Origin of the sequence: Frateuria edaphi, assembly GCF_021117405.1 — a bacterium.
Classification (GTDB): Bacteria; Pseudomonadota; Gammaproteobacteria; order Xanthomonadales; family Rhodanobacteraceae; genus Frateuria_A; species Frateuria_A edaphi.
Window position 1 is genome coordinate 3,570,614 of the sequence record NZ_CP088251.1, and the last position, 15,769, is coordinate 3,586,382.

At 70.2% G+C, this 15,769-nt stretch carries 15 protein-coding genes; 8 read left to right on the top strand and 7 right to left on the bottom strand.

What is annotated here, in order from left to right; genetic code table 11:
- Positions 1–2 precede the first annotated feature (2 nt).
- Positions 3–854: a polyamine aminopropyltransferase gene (speE, locus tag LQ772_RS16465; protein WP_231322446.1), complete on the top strand. Its 852-nt coding sequence runs from the start codon at positions 3–5 to the stop codon at positions 852–854.
- 76 nt (positions 855–930) lie between these two features.
- Here speE and LQ772_RS16470 read toward each other — a convergent pair whose 3' ends face one another.
- Positions 931–1,131: an antitermination protein NusB gene (locus tag LQ772_RS16470; protein WP_231322447.1), complete on the bottom strand. Its 201-nt coding sequence runs from the start codon at positions 1,129–1,131 to the stop codon at positions 931–933.
- Between the two features lie 162 nt (positions 1,132–1,293).
- On the opposite strand from LQ772_RS16470, the gene LQ772_RS16475 reads away from it, so the two are divergent.
- The 5 genes from LQ772_RS16475 to LQ772_RS16495 all read left to right on the top strand — a co-directional run bounded on the left by LQ772_RS16475 (position 1,294) and on the right by LQ772_RS16495 (position 6,080).
- Entirely contained in the window at positions 1,294–2,322 is a 1,029-nt protein-coding gene (locus tag LQ772_RS16475; RefSeq protein ID WP_231322448.1) for a hypothetical protein, read from the top strand.
- 129 nt (positions 2,323–2,451) lie between these two features.
- Complete coding sequence (locus LQ772_RS16480) at positions 2,452–3,081, top strand: ParA family protein (protein ID WP_231322450.1); 630 nt, start codon at positions 2,452–2,454, stop codon at positions 3,079–3,081.
- 8 nt (positions 3,082–3,089) lie between these two features.
- Positions 3,090–3,560: a SixA phosphatase family protein gene (locus LQ772_RS16485; protein ID WP_231322452.1), complete on the top strand. Its 471-nt coding sequence runs from the start codon at positions 3,090–3,092 to the stop codon at positions 3,558–3,560.
- Entirely contained in the window at positions 3,560–4,114 is a 555-nt protein-coding gene (locus tag LQ772_RS16490) for a YceI family protein (protein WP_231322454.1), read from the top strand. Before LQ772_RS16485 ends, LQ772_RS16490 begins: the two co-directional genes overlap by 1 nt.
- A 76-nt stretch (positions 4,115–4,190) precedes the next feature.
- Complete coding sequence (locus LQ772_RS16495; RefSeq protein ID WP_231322457.1) at positions 4,191–6,080, top strand: phospholipase D-like domain-containing protein; 1,890 nt, start codon at positions 4,191–4,193, stop codon at positions 6,078–6,080.
- 122 nt (positions 6,081–6,202) lie between these two features.
- Here the strand turns inward: LQ772_RS16495 and LQ772_RS16500 are convergent, their stop codons facing one another.
- Together LQ772_RS16500 and LQ772_RS16505 are read right to left on the bottom strand one after the other, a co-directional pair.
- Positions 6,203–6,718 (bottom strand): energy transducer TonB family protein, encoded by a 516-nt coding sequence (locus LQ772_RS16500; RefSeq protein ID WP_231322459.1) that lies wholly within the window; start codon positions 6,716–6,718, stop codon positions 6,203–6,205.
- Positions 6,719–6,734: 16 nt separating this feature from the next.
- Positions 6,735–8,018, bottom strand: a complete 1,284-nt coding sequence (locus LQ772_RS16505) for an acetyl-CoA C-acetyltransferase (RefSeq protein ID WP_231322461.1) — start codon at positions 8,016–8,018, stop codon at positions 6,735–6,737.
- 126 nt (positions 8,019–8,144) lie between these two features.
- Between LQ772_RS16505 and LQ772_RS16510 the strand changes: the two genes are divergently transcribed.
- Entirely contained in the window at positions 8,145–9,269 is a 1,125-nt protein-coding gene (locus tag LQ772_RS16510) for a hypothetical protein (RefSeq protein ID WP_231322463.1), read from the top strand.
- A 161-nt stretch (positions 9,270–9,430) separates the two neighbouring features.
- A complete protein-coding gene (locus LQ772_RS16515; protein WP_231322465.1) occupies positions 9,431–11,953 on the top strand; it encodes a sensor domain-containing protein in 2,523 nt (840 codons plus the stop codon).
- An 18-nt stretch (positions 11,954–11,971) separates the two neighbouring features.
- On the opposite strand, the gene LQ772_RS16520 is transcribed toward LQ772_RS16515, so the two are convergent.
- From LQ772_RS16520 to LQ772_RS16535, 4 genes are all read right to left on the bottom strand, one after another.
- The gene (locus tag LQ772_RS16520) at positions 11,972–12,436 is read right to left on the bottom strand and encodes a GNAT family N-acetyltransferase (protein ID WP_231322467.1); all 465 of its coding nucleotides are present in this window, start codon (positions 12,434–12,436) and stop codon (positions 11,972–11,974) included.
- Positions 12,437–12,635: 199 nt separating this feature from the next.
- A complete protein-coding gene (ntrC, locus tag LQ772_RS16525) occupies positions 12,636–14,009 on the bottom strand; it encodes a nitrogen regulation protein NR(I) (protein ID WP_231322469.1) in 1,374 nt (457 codons plus the stop codon).
- Positions 14,010–14,080: 71 nt separating this feature from the next.
- The gene (locus LQ772_RS16530; protein ID WP_231322472.1) at positions 14,081–15,076 is read right to left on the bottom strand and encodes a two-component system sensor histidine kinase NtrB; all 996 of its coding nucleotides are present in this window, start codon (positions 15,074–15,076) and stop codon (positions 14,081–14,083) included.
- A gap of 204 nt (positions 15,077–15,280) precedes the next feature.
- The gene (locus LQ772_RS16535; RefSeq protein WP_231322473.1) at positions 15,281–15,760 is read right to left on the bottom strand and encodes a group I truncated hemoglobin; all 480 of its coding nucleotides are present in this window, start codon (positions 15,758–15,760) and stop codon (positions 15,281–15,283) included.
- Positions 15,761–15,769 lie beyond the last annotated feature (9 nt).

Consider the following 15,769-nt stretch of genomic DNA (forward strand, 5'->3'; position numbering starts at 1 on the left):
CCATGTCGCAACTCAGCTGGTTCACCGAGGCTCACCAGGCCTCCGGCTCTTCCATCGGCTTCCGGGTGGAAAAACTGCTGCATGCGGAGAAGACCCCGTTCCAGACCATCGAGGTCTACCAGACCACCGACTGGGGCAACCTGATGGTGATCGACGGTTGCGTGATGCTGACCAGCCGCGACAACTTCCTCTACCACGAGATGATGACCCACCCGGCGCTGTTCACCCATGCGCGCGCCAAGCGCGTGGTGATCATCGGCGGCGGCGACTGCGGCACGCTGCGCGAGGTGCTCAAGCACGAGGAAGTCGAGCACGCCGCGCAGGTGGAGATCGACGAGCGCGTGACGCGCCTGGCCGAGCAGTATTTCCCCGAGCTGTGCGAATCCAACGGCGACCCGCGCGCGGAGCTGCTGTTCATCGACGGCATCAAGTACATGGCCGAGGCCGAGCCCGATTCGCTGGACCTGATCATCGTCGACTCGACCGATCCGGTCGGCCCGGCCGAGGGCCTGTTCAACGCCGCCTTTTACGCCAGCTGCCACAAGGCACTGCGCCACGGCGGCATCCTGGTGCAACAGAGCGAATCGCCGCTGGCGCACCTGGAGCTGATCAAGTCGATGCGCTCGGCCATGCGCACCTCCGGCTTCGGCGCGGTCAAGACGCTGACCTTCCCGCAGCCGTGCTACCCGACCGGCTGGTGGAGCTGCACGATGGCGCGCAAGGGCGCGGACCTGTCCGGCTTCCGCGAGCGCGGCGCGATCAGCAAGGGTTTCCCGACCCGCTACTACAACGCCGATACGCATCGCGCGGCGCTGGCCCAGCCCGAATTCATGCGCGAGTCCTTGGGCGAATAGTGGCCGCAGGGTGGGCTTGAGCCCACCATCCCGCATTACCGCAACGGTGGGCTGAAGCCCGCCCTGCGGGATCGGGTCAGAACATCTTCTGGCGCACCTTCGGCACCAGCACGAGCACCAGCGTGGCGATCGGTCCGAGCACCAGCGACAGCAGGAACCACAGCAGGCCGCTGCGGTTCTTGCCCTGGGCCAAACCCGCGTTGATCAGCGCCAGCGTGCCCCAGCCGACGAACCACGGCGCGGCCTGGGCATCGGCCAAACTGCTAAACGAATTCACGGCATCTCTCCGGTCGTTGCGGGGTGCACGCAAGCGCGCGTCGGGGAAGCGACCATGCTAACCATCCCCACCCGCCCGTGCGCGTCGCGTCGGCCGGCGGATCAGGCTGGCTTAATCCATGCCGGCTATGCTGCCGCTTCATTTCGCCCCAAGGAGAACGCGATGCCGGGACTGCGTCAACTCGCCCTTGCCCTGGTCTGCACGGTCGGCGTCGGCATCGCGCCGTCGCCCGCACTGGCGAAGAAGGCCCACGCCTCCGCGCAGGAAGCGCGCACCAAGGCGCTGGTCGCCTTCCAGCGCGACCTGGTCAGCGTGCTGGCGCCGCGTGCCGATGCGTTGCCGCTGCTTGGCGCGGCATTGCTCGCGCGACCGTTGCCCGACCAGCCGAAGTGGAACGACTTCCACAGCCTGATCGCCCGCGCGGTGGCCGCACCGGGCCACGGTCCGGCCCAACGCTGGGTCCAGCTGGCCGACTGCGACGCCAAGGCCGATGCCTGCCCCAATGCCGACGCGCTCTCGGCACTGGTCGGGCAAGCGCCGGACAACGCGGCCGTGTGGCTGCTCAAGCTCGGCCAGGACCTGCGCAACGACAAGCGCGACGACGCTCGCGCGGATCTGGCCCACGCCGCGCAAGCCAAGCTCTATGACGACTACACCGGTACCAGCCTGCAGGCGCTCGCCAGCGGCGTAAGCGTGCTGCCGCCCCCGGATGCCACGCTCGACCCGCACGCCGGCGCCGGCGCGGCCGGCGTGCAGGCCATGATCGTTTTCGGCGTCGCGGGCACGCAGCCGCAGCCGGGCCTGCGCGCCGCCGCGGAACTGTGCCAGGCGGCCGGCGAGGACCAGGCGCTGACCGCCGATTGCCGCCAGCTCGGCAAGACCCTGGAATGGGGTTCCAGTCCGCTGGCCCGCTCGCTCGGCCTGCACCTGCGCGAGGTGCTCGCCAGCGACGGGGACGAACGCGCGCAGGCCCAGCGCGAGCGCCGCGACCTCATCTGGCAGGTGCAGCAGTTCACTCAGCTGGCCGCGCGGGCGCAGGCCGACAAGGCGCAGGCACAGCATCTCCTGTCGCTGGCCCGCCACGGCGGCACCGAGATGAGCCTGATCCTGGCCGCACTGCGCGATGCCGGGATGCCGACGACGGCGCCGGCCGACTGGAAGCCGCACAAGGCGGAAGACGACGCGCACTGACCCGGCTCTCTCAACGCGAGGGCATCCAACGCATCGCGTCCCTCCGGAATTTGCCCGGCTCCGCGCTACTCGCGGTTCCCCTGCCCACCAGCTACGCTTGCCCCACCTTTGGCGAAAAGGGGCGATCCGATGCTGACCGTGCTGGTGGCATGCAGCAAAGGCGGTTGCGGCAAGAGCACGCTGGTCACCCAGCTGGCCTCGCACTGGGCGCAGGAGGGCAAGCACACCGCGATCGTCGACACCGACCGCCAGGGCTCGAGCTTCCGCTGGGCCGCGCTTCGACCCGACGGCATGCCAGGGGTGCTGGGCCTGGAAGGACGTCGCGGCCTGCACAGGCTGCCGCCGGATACCGAACGGGTACTGATCGACACGCCTGCCGGCAGTGGCGAGCGCGAACTCGAACCGCTGCTGGAGGTCGCCGACGCGGTGCTGGTGCCGGTGCTGCCCTCCTCGTTCGACCTGCACGCGACACTCGGTTTCCTCGATCTGCTCGCGGCCGTCCCGCGGATCAAGCGCGGCAAGCTGCCGGTGGCGCTGGTCGGCAACCGCCTCAAGCCCTGGACCCACGCCAGCCAGGATGCACTGGCGCAACTGGCCGAGTCCTCTTCCTTCCCGGTCGTTGCCGAACTGCGCGACAGCCAGGCCTACGTCCTGCTCACCGCGCTGGGCAAGGGCATCTTCGACTATCACTCCGAACAGGTGCGCAGCCAGCAACAGGACTGGCTGCCGCTGCTGCGCTGGCTCAAGCGCCAACATTGAGGAATGCCATGCAGGAACTGATTCTTTTGCGACACGCCGAGGCCCAACCGGCAACCGGCGACGACGACCACGACCGCTCGCTCAGCCCACGCGGCGAACAGGAGGCGCTCGCGGCCGGCCGCTGGCTCGCCTCCCACGGCGCGCGGCCCGACCGGGTCCTGTGCTCGCCTTCCCTGCGCACCCGCCGCACGGCCGAACTGGCGATGCGCGCGCTGGTGCCGGACGCCGCGGTCGGCCTCGCTGAGGAGGTCTATGAGGCCACCCCGGGCGAGTTGCTGGCCCTGCTCGACCAGCACGCCGACGCGCGCTGCGTGCTGCTGGTGGGACACAACCCGGGTATCGAACGGCTGGTCGCACTGCTGGTGGAAGGCCGCTCGGACGAGTTCCGCGGCATGCCCCCGGCGGGATTGGCGGTGCTGCACCTGCAGGGGGCGCTGGAGCCGGGCAACGCGCGGCTGGATGCATTCTGGTCGCCCTGATGCGCCTGCCTGTCGCGGCCGTTCTGCTGGTCCTCGCCTTCGCCGTCCATGCCGCGCCCAAGCGTGTGTGGCACCTCCAGAGCCCACCCTCGCACGTCGATTTCGGCGTGCGCCTGCTCTGGCTGCACACGATCCACGGCCGTTTCGAATCGGTCGCCGGCACCGTCGAACCCCGTGGAGACGACCGTGTGGTGGTCGACGCCAGCGTCGCGGTGGACAGTCTTGCGATGGACTCGCAGCGATTGCGCCACTGGGTGCTCGACGAGGAGTTCTTCGACGCCGCGCAGTACCCGACCCTGCATTTCGTCTCCGAGCCGGTGCCACGCCGTGCGCTTGACGACGGCGGTGCGCTGGAGGGGCAGCTGACGATGCGCGGCGTGACCCGTCCGGTGCGCTTCGAACTGTTGCCGGCGCGCTGCACCGCCGACGCCTGCATGGTCGAGGCGCGCGGGGAGCTCGAGCGCAGCGCGTTCGGCATGCGCGGCCATCGCACCGTGCTCTCCGACCACGTGCAGCTCGCGCTTGCGATCGCGATCACGCGCGCACCGGACTAAAGGCGCGCGCCGCGTCGCGGCTGAACCGGGTCGCGCATGCCTCGACGTGCGCGGCCGCCCCCGTATCATGCGCGGCATGCCGCTGCGCCATTTCACCCTGATCATCCTGTTCGTCGCCACCGCACTGCTGGAGGGTTGCACGCTGTCGCGCGCGCAGATCCGCCGCGCCGACGCGGTGGTCGCGGCGACCACGCCGACCACCTCCAGTTGCGACCGCGCCGACCATTGCGCCAGGCCCTCGCCCCTGCTCGAGGGGGCGCGGCAGGCCCTGGCCGCCTCCACGCCCGGCCATCCGCGCCATCTGGTCGCGCTGCTCGGAGACAGCGAGCCGGCGATGGTGGCGCGGCTGGATCTGATCCGTGGCGCACGCCGCACGATCGACGTGCAGACCTACATCTGGGATCGGGACGACGCCGGCCAGCTGGTGCTGGACGAACTTGTCCAGGCGGCCCGCCGTGGCGTGCAGGTGCGCATCCTGGCCGACCAGCTGTCCTCCTTCGGCGACCTGGCGCTGCTCGACCGCCTCGCCCGCGCCAGCCCGAACCTCCAGGTGCGGCTGTACAACCCGACCTTCCACGAAGCGACCACCTCGCCGCTGGAGTGGGCCGCCGGCATCGCCTGCTGCTTCTTCAAGTTCAACCAGCGCATGCACAACAAGGTACTGGTGGTGGACGACACGGCCGGCATCACCGGCGGGCGCAATTACCAGAACCGCTACTTCGACTGGGACGACGATTTCGACTACGTCGACCGCGACGTGCTGGTCGGCGGTCCCGCCGCGCAGGCGATGGCCAGGAGCTTTGCACTGTTCTGGCGGCACAAGCGTGCCGTGCCCTTGACCCATCTGCGCGACGTCAACCACTACATCCTGGCCCACCCGGCCGCCCCCGGCTGGCCGGCGCCGAACTACGACCATCCGCAGCGCGTCTATCGGGTGGAGCAGGAGGCCAGCGACGATGCCTGGCTGCGCGCGCACGTGCTGGCCGATAGCTTGCAGACCGACGCGGTGGAGTTCTTCAGCGACCTGCCTGCCAAGACCGACCAGCCGCTCAAGCGGCAGGCTCGCCAGTTCACCGCGCACGTCATGCAGATGGTCGGTGCGGCGCGCCAGGAGGTGGTGCTGCAGACGCCCTACCTGGTACTGAGCCGCCGCGCGCGCCGCCTGTTCGAGCGCCTGCACGAGGCAACCCCCCCGCCGCGCATCGTGGTGTCGACCAACTCGCTCGCGTCCACCGATGCCTTCGCGGTCTACGCGGTGTCCTACAAGCACCGCAAGCGCTACCTCAAGGACTACGGCTTCGAGATCTACGAGCTGAAGCCGCATGCCGCCGATGCCGCGGCCGCGAACGCGTTTGCCAGCCTGGAATGGGTCGGCGACGGCGAGCACGCCAGTGGCGATCCCGCGCGCGATGCCTCGCAGCGCTACGTCGGCACCGAAAGCCGCGGCCTGCTCGGCAGCCACGGCAGCAGTCAGCGCCCGGCGCCGCTGGTCAGCGAGGGGCGCCGCTTCGCCCTGCACGCCAAGTCGATCGTGGTCGACGATCGATTCGCGATGGTCGGCTCGCACAACTTCGACCCACGCTCGGACCACTACAACACCGAGGCCGGCGTGATCGTCTACGACCAGCGCTTCGCCCAACAGCTGCGCCAGGCGATCCTGCGCGACACCCAGCCACAGAACGCCTGGGTGATCGCGCCCCGGCGGCCGGTAGTGCCGGTGCTGACCAAGCTCAACCAGGCCATCGGCGATCTTTCCGAAAGCCTGCCGTTGTTCGACTTCTGGCCCTACCGCTACGCCACCAGCTACCAGCTCAAGGCCGGCTGCACACCGATGCGACCCAGCGACCCGGCGTTCTACAGCTGTTACGAGCCGGTTGGTGATTTCCCGGACGTGGCGCTCTCGCCGAAGCTGATCTACACGCGGCTGATCACCGCGTTCGGGTCGAGCGCAAGCGGGATTCTGTAGCGACGTCTCGATTCCCTCGCCCCGAAGGGGGCGGAGGTAAAGGTGCGATCCCGCACGGCGTTATGACGCGAGAGCCACTCCCTGAGCCCGACCCGCTCACGGGAGCGGCGAAGGGGATCGATTCAAGGTGGCGTGGCCGGCGCCGTGCTGTCGAAGCGCATCGGCAGTTCGCCCTGTACGCCGGTGGCGCCGGCCGGTACTGCAAAGCGCCAGCGCCTGACCGTGGCCAGTGCGTGCGCATCGAGCACCGGGTCGCCGCTGGAGCGTGCGATGCCGGCGGCCTTGACCCGACCGCCGCCGTCGGTGTCGATTTCGAGCACCACGCGGCCGTCCAGGTGGCCACGCAGTTCGGCCCACGAGGAAGGGCCCGGCGGCGTATCGAGCGGCACCAGTTCCACGGGCAGCGTCGGCGCCGGATGCGCCACGGTTTCCGATTCCGGTTGCGCGCCGATCACGCGCGGCGTGGTGTGCGCGCGATGACGAAGCGGCGTGCGATGGCGTGGCGCGACGACGCTTGCCGCCGCGCGCGGCGGCGGCCCGGTCCAGTCGTCGGTGAAACCGCTCAACCAGTCGGTGCCCAGGATGCCGATGAACAACCCAAGCACGCTGAGGATCGTGGTGACGCGCAGGCGCGGCATGGCGACACGCTGGACCTCAGCGCTCCAGGATCGCGACCACGCCCATGCCGCCGGCGGTGCACACCGAGATCAGGCCGCGGCCGCTGCCCTTCTGCGCCAGTTCCTTGGCCAGCGTGGCGACCAGCCGCGCGCCGGTGGCGGCGAACGGGTGGCCGGTAGCCAGGCTGGAACCGTGCACGTTGAGCTTGGCCGGATCGATGCTGCCCAGCGGCGCATCCAGGCCGAGCCGGTTGCGGCAGTAGTCGGCGTTCTCCCAGGCGCGCAGCGTGCACAGCACCTGCGCGGCGAAGGCCTCATGGATCTCGTAGAAATCGAAGTCCTGCAGCGTGAGGCCGTTGCGCGCGAGCAGCCGCGCCACCGCCACGGTCGGCGCCATCAGCAGGCCCTCGCCATGGACGAAGTCGACCGCGGCCACCTCCGCATCGCGCACCCACGCCTGCACCGGCAGGCCCCGTTTGGCCGCCCAGTCCTCCCCAGCCAGCAACACCGCGGCGGCGCCGTCGGACAGCGCGGTGGAGTTGCCGGCGGTCAGCGTGCCGTGGCCAGAGCTGCGGTCGAACGCGGGCTTGAGCGTCGCCAGCTTCTCCATGCTGGTGTCGGGCCGGAGGATGTTGTCGCGCTTGACCCCGCGGAAAGGCACCACCAGGTCGTCCATGAAACCCGCGTCGTAGGCGGCGGCGAGCTTCTTGTGGCTCTCCAGTGCGATCCGGTCCTGCGCCTCGCGGCCGATGTGCCACTCGCGCGCCATCTTCTCGCAGTGATCGCCCATCGACATGCCGGTGCGCGGCTCGGCCACGCCCGGGAACGAGGGTTTCAGTTCCCCCAGCGAGAAGCCCCGCGTGGCGGCGGCAAGCTTGTCCTGCCAGCCCTTGGCGCGGTTGATCGAGAGCAGCCGCTTGCGCAGGCGCTCGCCGTAGACGATCGGCACGTCGGACGTGGTGTCGGCCCCGGCCGCGATGCCGGCCTCGATCTGTCCCACCGCGATCTTGTTGGCCACGATGATGGCGTTGTCCAGCGACGTGCCGCAGGCGCGCGCGGTGGTGATGCCTGGCGTGGTGGGCGCCAGGCCCGAGCTCAGCAGCGCCTCGCGCGCGAGGTTCCAGTCCGAGGAATGCTTGATCACCGCGCCCAGCGCCACCTCGCCAAGCTCCACGCCGTGCAGTCCGTAGCGTTCCACCAGCGCGCCGAGCACCTTGACCGACATGCCGAAGTTGCCGACGTCGGCGTAGGCGGTGTTGTTGCGGCAGAACGGGATGCGCACACCGCCGATTACACCGACGCGCTTCGTGGTTGTTTCCATGTCGAGGGCGGTCCTGGGGTCTGGAATCTCCAAAGGCTAACCCGCAGGCCCATGCGGCGGAAGCCCAAAAGCGTGAACGGGGGGCGCTCCGTATAATCGACGGTTCCCCGCTGTCTGGAATGTCCGATGGATGCGCAGCCGCTGATCGCCCTGCCTGCGGTACTCGCGCTGGAATGTTCGCCCGGTTCCTCGCCCGCGGCCATGACGCTCAGCCGCGACCAGGCCGATGCCCTGGCTGCGCTGATTGCCGAGGACCTGCACGCGCTGGTGCCGCGCATTGGCGAGGCACGGCTGGCGCTGGCCGGCGCGCTGTTCGATCCGGTCGAACTGCTGCGTCCGGGCTTCCCGGTGTGGGCCACGCTGGACGACCTGGCCCGCCGCGTCCCGCGCGGCCATCTGGAGAACGTCGTGGCCTTCGGCAGCCACGAGGAGCAGATGCCGGCGCCGACGCTGGTGCCCGAGCCGGGGCACGCCGGTGGTGCCTTGCGCCTGCTGCCGCTGTCGGTGCTGGCGCCCGAGGCGCTTGCCCGGGACCTGGCCCAGGACATGGAAGTGCAACTCGTCGGCCGCGGCGAAGCCGGCGCGCGCACCGCCGACTGGTTGATGCGCACGCTCGGCGTGCAGCTCGAGCACGCCCGTTACCTCAGCCGCAACGACCTGCTCGCGCTGACCTGCGTGCAATACGAGCACGTCAACCTCGCGCCGCTGTGGACCCTGCTGGAGGCCGCGTTGCTCACCCCGTACCAGCCCGAAGCCACGCTCAGCGCGCGCGGGCTGCCGCTGCGCTATGCCGAGGGTGCGGTGCATGCGGGCGCACCCTCGGCATGGCTGGCGCGCCAGCCTGGCGAGACGGCGGATCGTGCGCACGGCTTCGCGGGGCTCGTGTTCGAACTGCGCCAGTACGCCGCCCTGCTCCAGGCGCATCACCTGCCGCTGAAGCTCGAACAGGGCGAGGCGGACGCGGGCTGGTTGCTCGAAACGATGGCCGTACCGGACCCGGCACTGGCACCGCCGGCCCTGTTCGCGCACGAGGCGCCGGGCCTGGGCATCGTGGCCATCACCGCCGCCCAGGCCGGCGCCGATGGCCACGCGCACCTGCTCGTGCACGGTTATCCGCTGGCGCCGCAGGCATTGGGTCCGCTGGTGGCGGTCCTTGCCGCGCGCTACGGCATCGAGCCCGCGCTGCAGGCGATGGGTCACGTGGCACTGGACGCTAACGGGCTCACCGCGCCGTCGCCGTCGAGGCGCTGACCGGGTCCCGCATGCAGGAACGCGCGTGCGCGACCGCGACGCGCAGGGGGCGCGCACAGGTGCGTCCGGCAAGAAAACCCAAGTGCCGGCCGGTTGTGGCATCCACCCGGCGGCAGGCGCATGATGGACTCCAGAGCAGGGGTGCGCGCTCGGGGGAGTCCATGAACCAACCCCGTTCACCGGACGAGTCATTGGCCGACCCGCCCGACGATGCCGGCCAGTCCGTCAGGAACTGGCCCGAGTACGTACTGCGTGGCGTGCCCGCGCTGATCGCCTACTTCGATCCGGACCTCAACGTGCGCTACGCGAACGAGCCGCCGCGGCGCTGGCTGGGCGTGGCGCCCGAGGGCCTGGCCGGCCGCGCGGTCGCCGAGCTGCTCGACGAGGCCAGCGCAGCGCGCGCGATCGAGGCCCTGCAGGCGGCGCTGGGCGGCCAGCCCCGTACGGTCGACGGGGTGCTGTTCGCCGGCCGCGCGCACCGCTACATGCACGCCAGTTTCCAGCCCGACGCGGATGCGCAGGGTCGCGTGCACGGCGTGTTCGCCGTCTTCATCGACATCACCGAACGACACGCGCTGGAACTGAAATTGCGCGAGAGCGAGCAGCGCTTCTTCGGCGCCTTCCAGCACGCCGCGGTTGGCATGGCGCTGGTGCGACCGGATGGCCGCTTCCTGCGCGTTAACGAGGCGGTCTGCCGCATGCTCGGTTACAGCGAAGAGGAATTCCTCACCCTGAGCATCGCCGACGTCACCCACCCGGACGACTACGGCAACGACCTGGCGCAGATCGAGCAGATGCTCGAGGGCCGCACCGATGCCTACCAGATGGAGAAGCGCAACCTGCACAAGGACGGCCACGTCGTGCACTTCCAGCTCAGCACCTCGCTGGTGCGCGACGAACATGGCAAGCCGCTCTACTTCGTCTCGCAGGTGGAGGACATCAGCCAGCGCAAGCAATACGAGGAAGCGCTGTTCCGCGAACGCGAGCTGGCCGAGGTGACGCTCAACTCGATCGGCGACGCGGTGATCGCAGCCGACCTGGAACTGCGCGTGACCTCGCTCAATCCGATCGCCGAGGGCCTCACCGGATGGACCGCGGCCGAGGCGCGCGGTCGACCGATGGACGAGGTATTCCGCCTGCGCGACGCACGCACCGGCACCGCGCTGGAGAACCCGCTGCGGGCGGCGATCGAGCGCAACGCCATCGTCGACCTGGAGGGCAAGGCGGTGCTGCTGCATCGCAACGGTTTCGAAACGCCGATCGAGGATTCCTCCGCGCCGATCCACGACCACGCCGGCCACGCCATCGGCGGCGTGCTGGTGTTCCGCGACGTCAGCGAGACCCGCGCGCTGGCGTTGAAGATGATCCACCTGACCCAGCTCGACACGCTGACCGGCCTGCCCAATCGCAGCCAGATGCAGGGACCGATCGAACAGGCGGTGGCGACCGCGCGACGCCGCCAGCAGCGCTGCGCCCTGCTCTACATCGACATCGACCATTTCAAGCAGATCAATGACCAGCACGGCCCGGCCAACGGCGATCGCGTGCTGCGCGCTTTTGCCCAGCAGCTGCGCCAGGCGCTGCACGACGACGACCTCCTGTGCCGCCACCACGGCGACGAATTCGTGGTGCTGCTGCCGCAGGTGGAAGCGCCCGGCCAGGCCGCCAGCGTCGCACAGCGGTTGATCGCCCATGGCGAGCGCACCACGGTGGCCGGCCTGCCCGAGCTGGTGCTGCACATGTCCGTGGGCATCAGCCTGTGCCCCGACGACGCGGCCGACGCCGACGAACTGCTGCGCAATGCCGACAGCGCCATGTACGAGGTCAAGGTCGGCGGCCGGCACAGCTATCGCTTCTTCACCGCCTCGATGAACGAACGCGCGTCGCTGCGCCGGCGCATCGAAGCCGAGCTGCGCCTGGCGATCGCGCGCGAGCAGCTGTCGCTGCACTACCAGCCCAAGGTGGACGCCATCGACGGCCGCATCGTCGGCGCCGAGGCGTTGTTGCGCTGGTACGACGCCGACGGCAGCGAGCGCTATCCGCCCGAGCAGTTCGTGGCGGTGGCCGAGGACGTGGGGCTGATCGTGCCGATCGGTGCCTGGGTATTGCATGAGGCCTGCCGCCAGGCCGATGTATGGCACCGCGAGGGCATGGGCGTGCCGATCGCAGTCAACGTCTCGCCGCTGCAGTTCCAGCACGCCACCTTCCTCGCCGAACTGCAGGCGGTGCTGGCCAACTGTGCGCTCGACCCGGCCCTGCTCGAACTGGAACTGACCGAACGCACCGTGATGGCCGGCGGCGATGCCACCATCGCGCTGCTCCAGCGCATCAAGCGTTGCGGCGTGCGTCTTTCGCTGGACGACTTCGGCACCGGCTACTGCAGCCTGTCCTACCTCAAGCACTTCCCGGTCGACGCGCTGAAGATCGACCGCGCCTTCGTGCGCGACGTGGAGAGCGATCCGGACACCGCGGCGATTACCCAGGCGATCATCGCGATGGCGCGCAGCCTGGCCAAGACCGTGGTCGCCGAGGGCGTGGAGACCGAGGCGCAGGCCGACTACCTGCGGACCGCCGGCTGCGAACAGCTGCAGGGCTTTTTGTTCGGCGCGCCGATGACCGCGACAGCCTTCGGCAAGCTGCTGGCCGAACAGCACCTGCGTCGCTGGGCGTCGGATTCCCCGTGACCGCGGGTGGGCTACGGCCTAGGTGCGCGGCAGGGCTTCCTCGTACATGAAGTAATGGCAGGGTTCCATGCCGAGTTCGGCGTAGGTGCGCTGGGCACGCTGGTTCTCCGTTTCCACGTACAACCGCAGCCCGACCGCGCCGGCGGCCCGCGCCTTATCGCGCACCGCCGCGTACAGCGCGCGGAACACGCCGCCGCGGCGCGCGGCGGGCACCACGTAGACGCTCTGGATCCACCAGAAGTCGCCGCAGCGCCAGTCGCTCCACTCGTAGGTGACCAGCAGGCTGCCGACCGGCATGCCGTTGCGCTCGGCGAGCAGGTAGAAGCCGCGGCGCGGTTCGTCGAACACGCCCTCGACACCACGCGCGAGCATCGCACGGTCGAGCGTCTTGGCTTCGGTCTCCTGCGCCATGGCGGCGTTCCAGTCGACCAGGTTGGGGATATCGGCGCGGGTGGCGAGGCGGATGGTGGGGGGTGCGGGCATGGGTCCTCCGGGGCTGGCGGGGATTATCGGCCAACCACGAGGCGCAGGCCGGCGTTCCCGCGAGCCCCGCCCCTCACCCTGCCCGTTCTCCTGAAGGAAGAGGGCTCCAGATCACGCAACTCCACCCTCTCCCTCAAGCCCGCTCCCTCTTCCCTCCGGGGAGCGGGCTGGGGTGGGGGGCACGCTGGCCTCGGACCTGTCATCGGGAGCGCTTGCGCGATGCACCCAGCTTCCGCGTCAGTGTATTGCGCCCGACCCCCAGCGCCGCCGCCGCGTGCTGCCGATGTCCGCCATGCGCCGCCAATGCCGCCTCGAGCAATGTGCGATCGAGCGCCTCGCGGGCACGCGCGTGGATGTCCGCTTCGCCGCGCGCAAGCGCTTCACTCGCCCACGCGTGCAAGGCGCCGGTCCAGTCGCCGGCCGCGATCGGCGCGGCGGCCGCGCCCAGTTCGGCCGCCTGGATCTCGGCGCCAGGCGCGATTACCGCCAGACGGCGGCACAGATTTTCCAGTTCGCGCACGTTGCCCGGGAAGTCGCGCTGTTCCAGTGCCTTGAGCGCCGCGCGCGCGAACCGTTTGGGCGGCAGTTTGAGCTCCTGCGCCGCGGCGGCGAGGAAGTGCCGGGCCAGCACCGGAATGTCCGCGCGTCGCGCGCGCAGCGGTGGCAGTTCGATGCGCACCACATCCAGCCGATGTTTGAGGTCCGCGCGGAACTGACCCGCCGCCACGCGCGCATCCAGGTCCTGGTGCGTGGCGGCGACGATGCGCACGTTGCCGCGGATCAGCTCGCGCCCGCCCACGCGGTAGAACTCGCCGCCGGCCAGCACGCGCAACAGGCGCGTCTGCAGCGCCAGCGGCATGTCGCCGATCTCGTCCAGGAACAGCGTGCCGCCCTCGGCCTGCTCGAAGCGGCCGGCCGCGCGCCGCGCTGCGCCGGTGAACGCGCCCGCCTCGTGGCCGAACAGTTCGCTCTCCAGCAACTCGCTCGGGATCGCCGCCGTGTTGAGCGCGACGAACGGCTTGCCGCGCCGCGCGCTCTCCTCGTGCAGCGCGCGCGCCACCAGTTCCTTGCCGGTGCCGGTCTCGCCGGTAACCAGTACGTTGAGGTCGCTCGCCGCGACGCGACCGATCAGGCGGAACACTTCGCGCATCGGCGCGCTTTCGCCGAGCAGCGCATGCATGGGCGTGGCGAGTGAGGCCGCCGGGGCCGCTGGCTGTTCGGTCAGCGCGCGGCGCACCACTTCCACCGCGTGGTCCAGGTCGAACGGCTTGGCCAGGTAGTCGACCGCGCCCGCGCGGTAGGCGGCCGCGGTGGTGGCGACATCGGTGTAGGCGCTCATCACGATCACCGGGCCGATGCCCTCGGCGCGGAGGCCGGCAAGCAGGCCGAGGCCGTCCTCGCCCGGCATGCGCACGTCGGTCAGCAGCAACGCGGGCCGCGCCTCGCGCAATGCCGCTCGCACCGCCGCCGCATCGCCGAATTCGCGCACCCCCAGGCCCACCTCACGCAGCGCTTCGGCCAGCACGTAACGGATGCTGCGGTCGTCGTCGACGATCCAGACCTCGGAAGTCATGGGCTACCCCCGCGCAACGTCAGGAGCACGCACGTGGGCTCCTGCAAAAGAGAAATGGCAGATCGCGCCGCTCATCCGTGCTCCAGCGGCAGCCACAGGGTGAAGGTGGTGGCGCCCGGCGCGCCTGCGTGGCGCAGCTCGCCGCCATGCGCGTGCGCGATCTCGCGCGCCAGCGCGAGGCCGAGGCCGGTGCCTTCCGCGCGACCGGACACCAGCGGCTCGAACAACGTGTCGCGCAAGGTGGCCGGTACGCCGGTGCCATCGTCGATTACGTCCAGCCGCAGCGCGGTGCGCAGCACCCGTTCGCCCACGCGAACGCCATGCTCCGCGCGCGTGCGCAAGGTCAGGGTTCGCGCGCCCGCTTCGCGTGCGTTGCGCGCCAGGTTGAGCAGCAGTTGCTGCAGCCGGTCGGCGTCGCCGCGCAACTCGGGCAGGCTGGGGTCGTAGTCCTGGCGGATGGCCAGCGGCGACGGCTCGGCCTCCAGCAACGCCACCACCCGCTCAAGCACCGCATGAAGGTTGAGCCCCTCGCGCGGCGGCGCGCCGGCGGGACGCAGCAGGCGGTCGGTCAGCGCGGCCAGCCGGTCGGCTTCGGCGATCACCATGCCGGCCAGCGCCTTCAGGTCGGCCTCCGCGACGCGCCGCTGCAACAGCTGCGCCGCACCGCGCAGGCCGGCCAGTGGATTCTTCACCTCGTGCGCGAGGCCGCGCAGGCTGGCCGACACCGGGGAATTCTCGGCGGCGGGTGGGGCGAGCACGTGCACTTCCAGCAACAGGCGTTCGGCATCGAGCGGCTGCAACGAGATGTTCACACGCCGCTCCGGGTCGCCCAGGCGCAGGTCCCGCCATTGCACGACGCGCTGCTCGTCGCGCGCGCGCGCCGCCAGCGTCGCCACCATCGGCTCACCCAGCAACGCCGCCAGCGACTGGCCGATGGCGCGGCGCGGCCCCAGATCCAGCGCGTCGGCGAGCGCGGGGTTGAGCCAGGCCAGGCGCAACTGCGCATCGACCAGGCCCAGTCCGGTCGTCGCCTGCTCCGCCCATGCGCGCCAGTCGGCCTCGTTCATTGCACCATGATGGGTGTTGCGCCTTGTTGGTGCAACGGCGCGCGGTCCTCCAGCCGGTCCTGGAACAGGCGGCTGAGAGACGACCTACGCTGGCGCTATCGCGACGAGCCCCAGCGAGCGTCGCGCGCTGGGGCCACAGCTGCCGGCAAGCATGGTTTTCGAATGGGAGGATCTCCTGCCAACGCCCATGCGTCGCCTCCGGGCTTACTTCGTCACCACCTCACGATGCATGGGCGCCAGCGTGGCCAGCAGCTTGTTCTGGGCGCGGGACGGAATGCCGTGCTTGTCCATCGCCTTCTGCAGGTCTTCCACCAGCGCGTTGAACTGGCTGCGATGGATGTCCAGCCCGCGGTGGATCCGCTCCATGTTCTTGCCGGTGTAGGTGCACGGCCCATCGAGGATCACGCAGAACTGGTCGACCAGTTCGGCCTTGACGTGCTCGCGGTCGACCGGCTCGAAGAACGGCCGCGTGCGTGGGTCGGCCATCAGGTTGGCCATGAAGTCGTCCATCAGCGCGACCAGGCCGGCCTTGCCGCCGAACTGGTCGAACACCGGCTTGAGCGCCGGGTCGCGCGGGGCCGGATCGGCCACCGGGTGGGAGGCCGGCATGGCGCTCTGCGCCCGGGCCGCCCCGGCGGCGAGGACGGCGGCAAGGAACAACGGAAGAAGTGTCTGCTTGAGCATGGGGTTGTT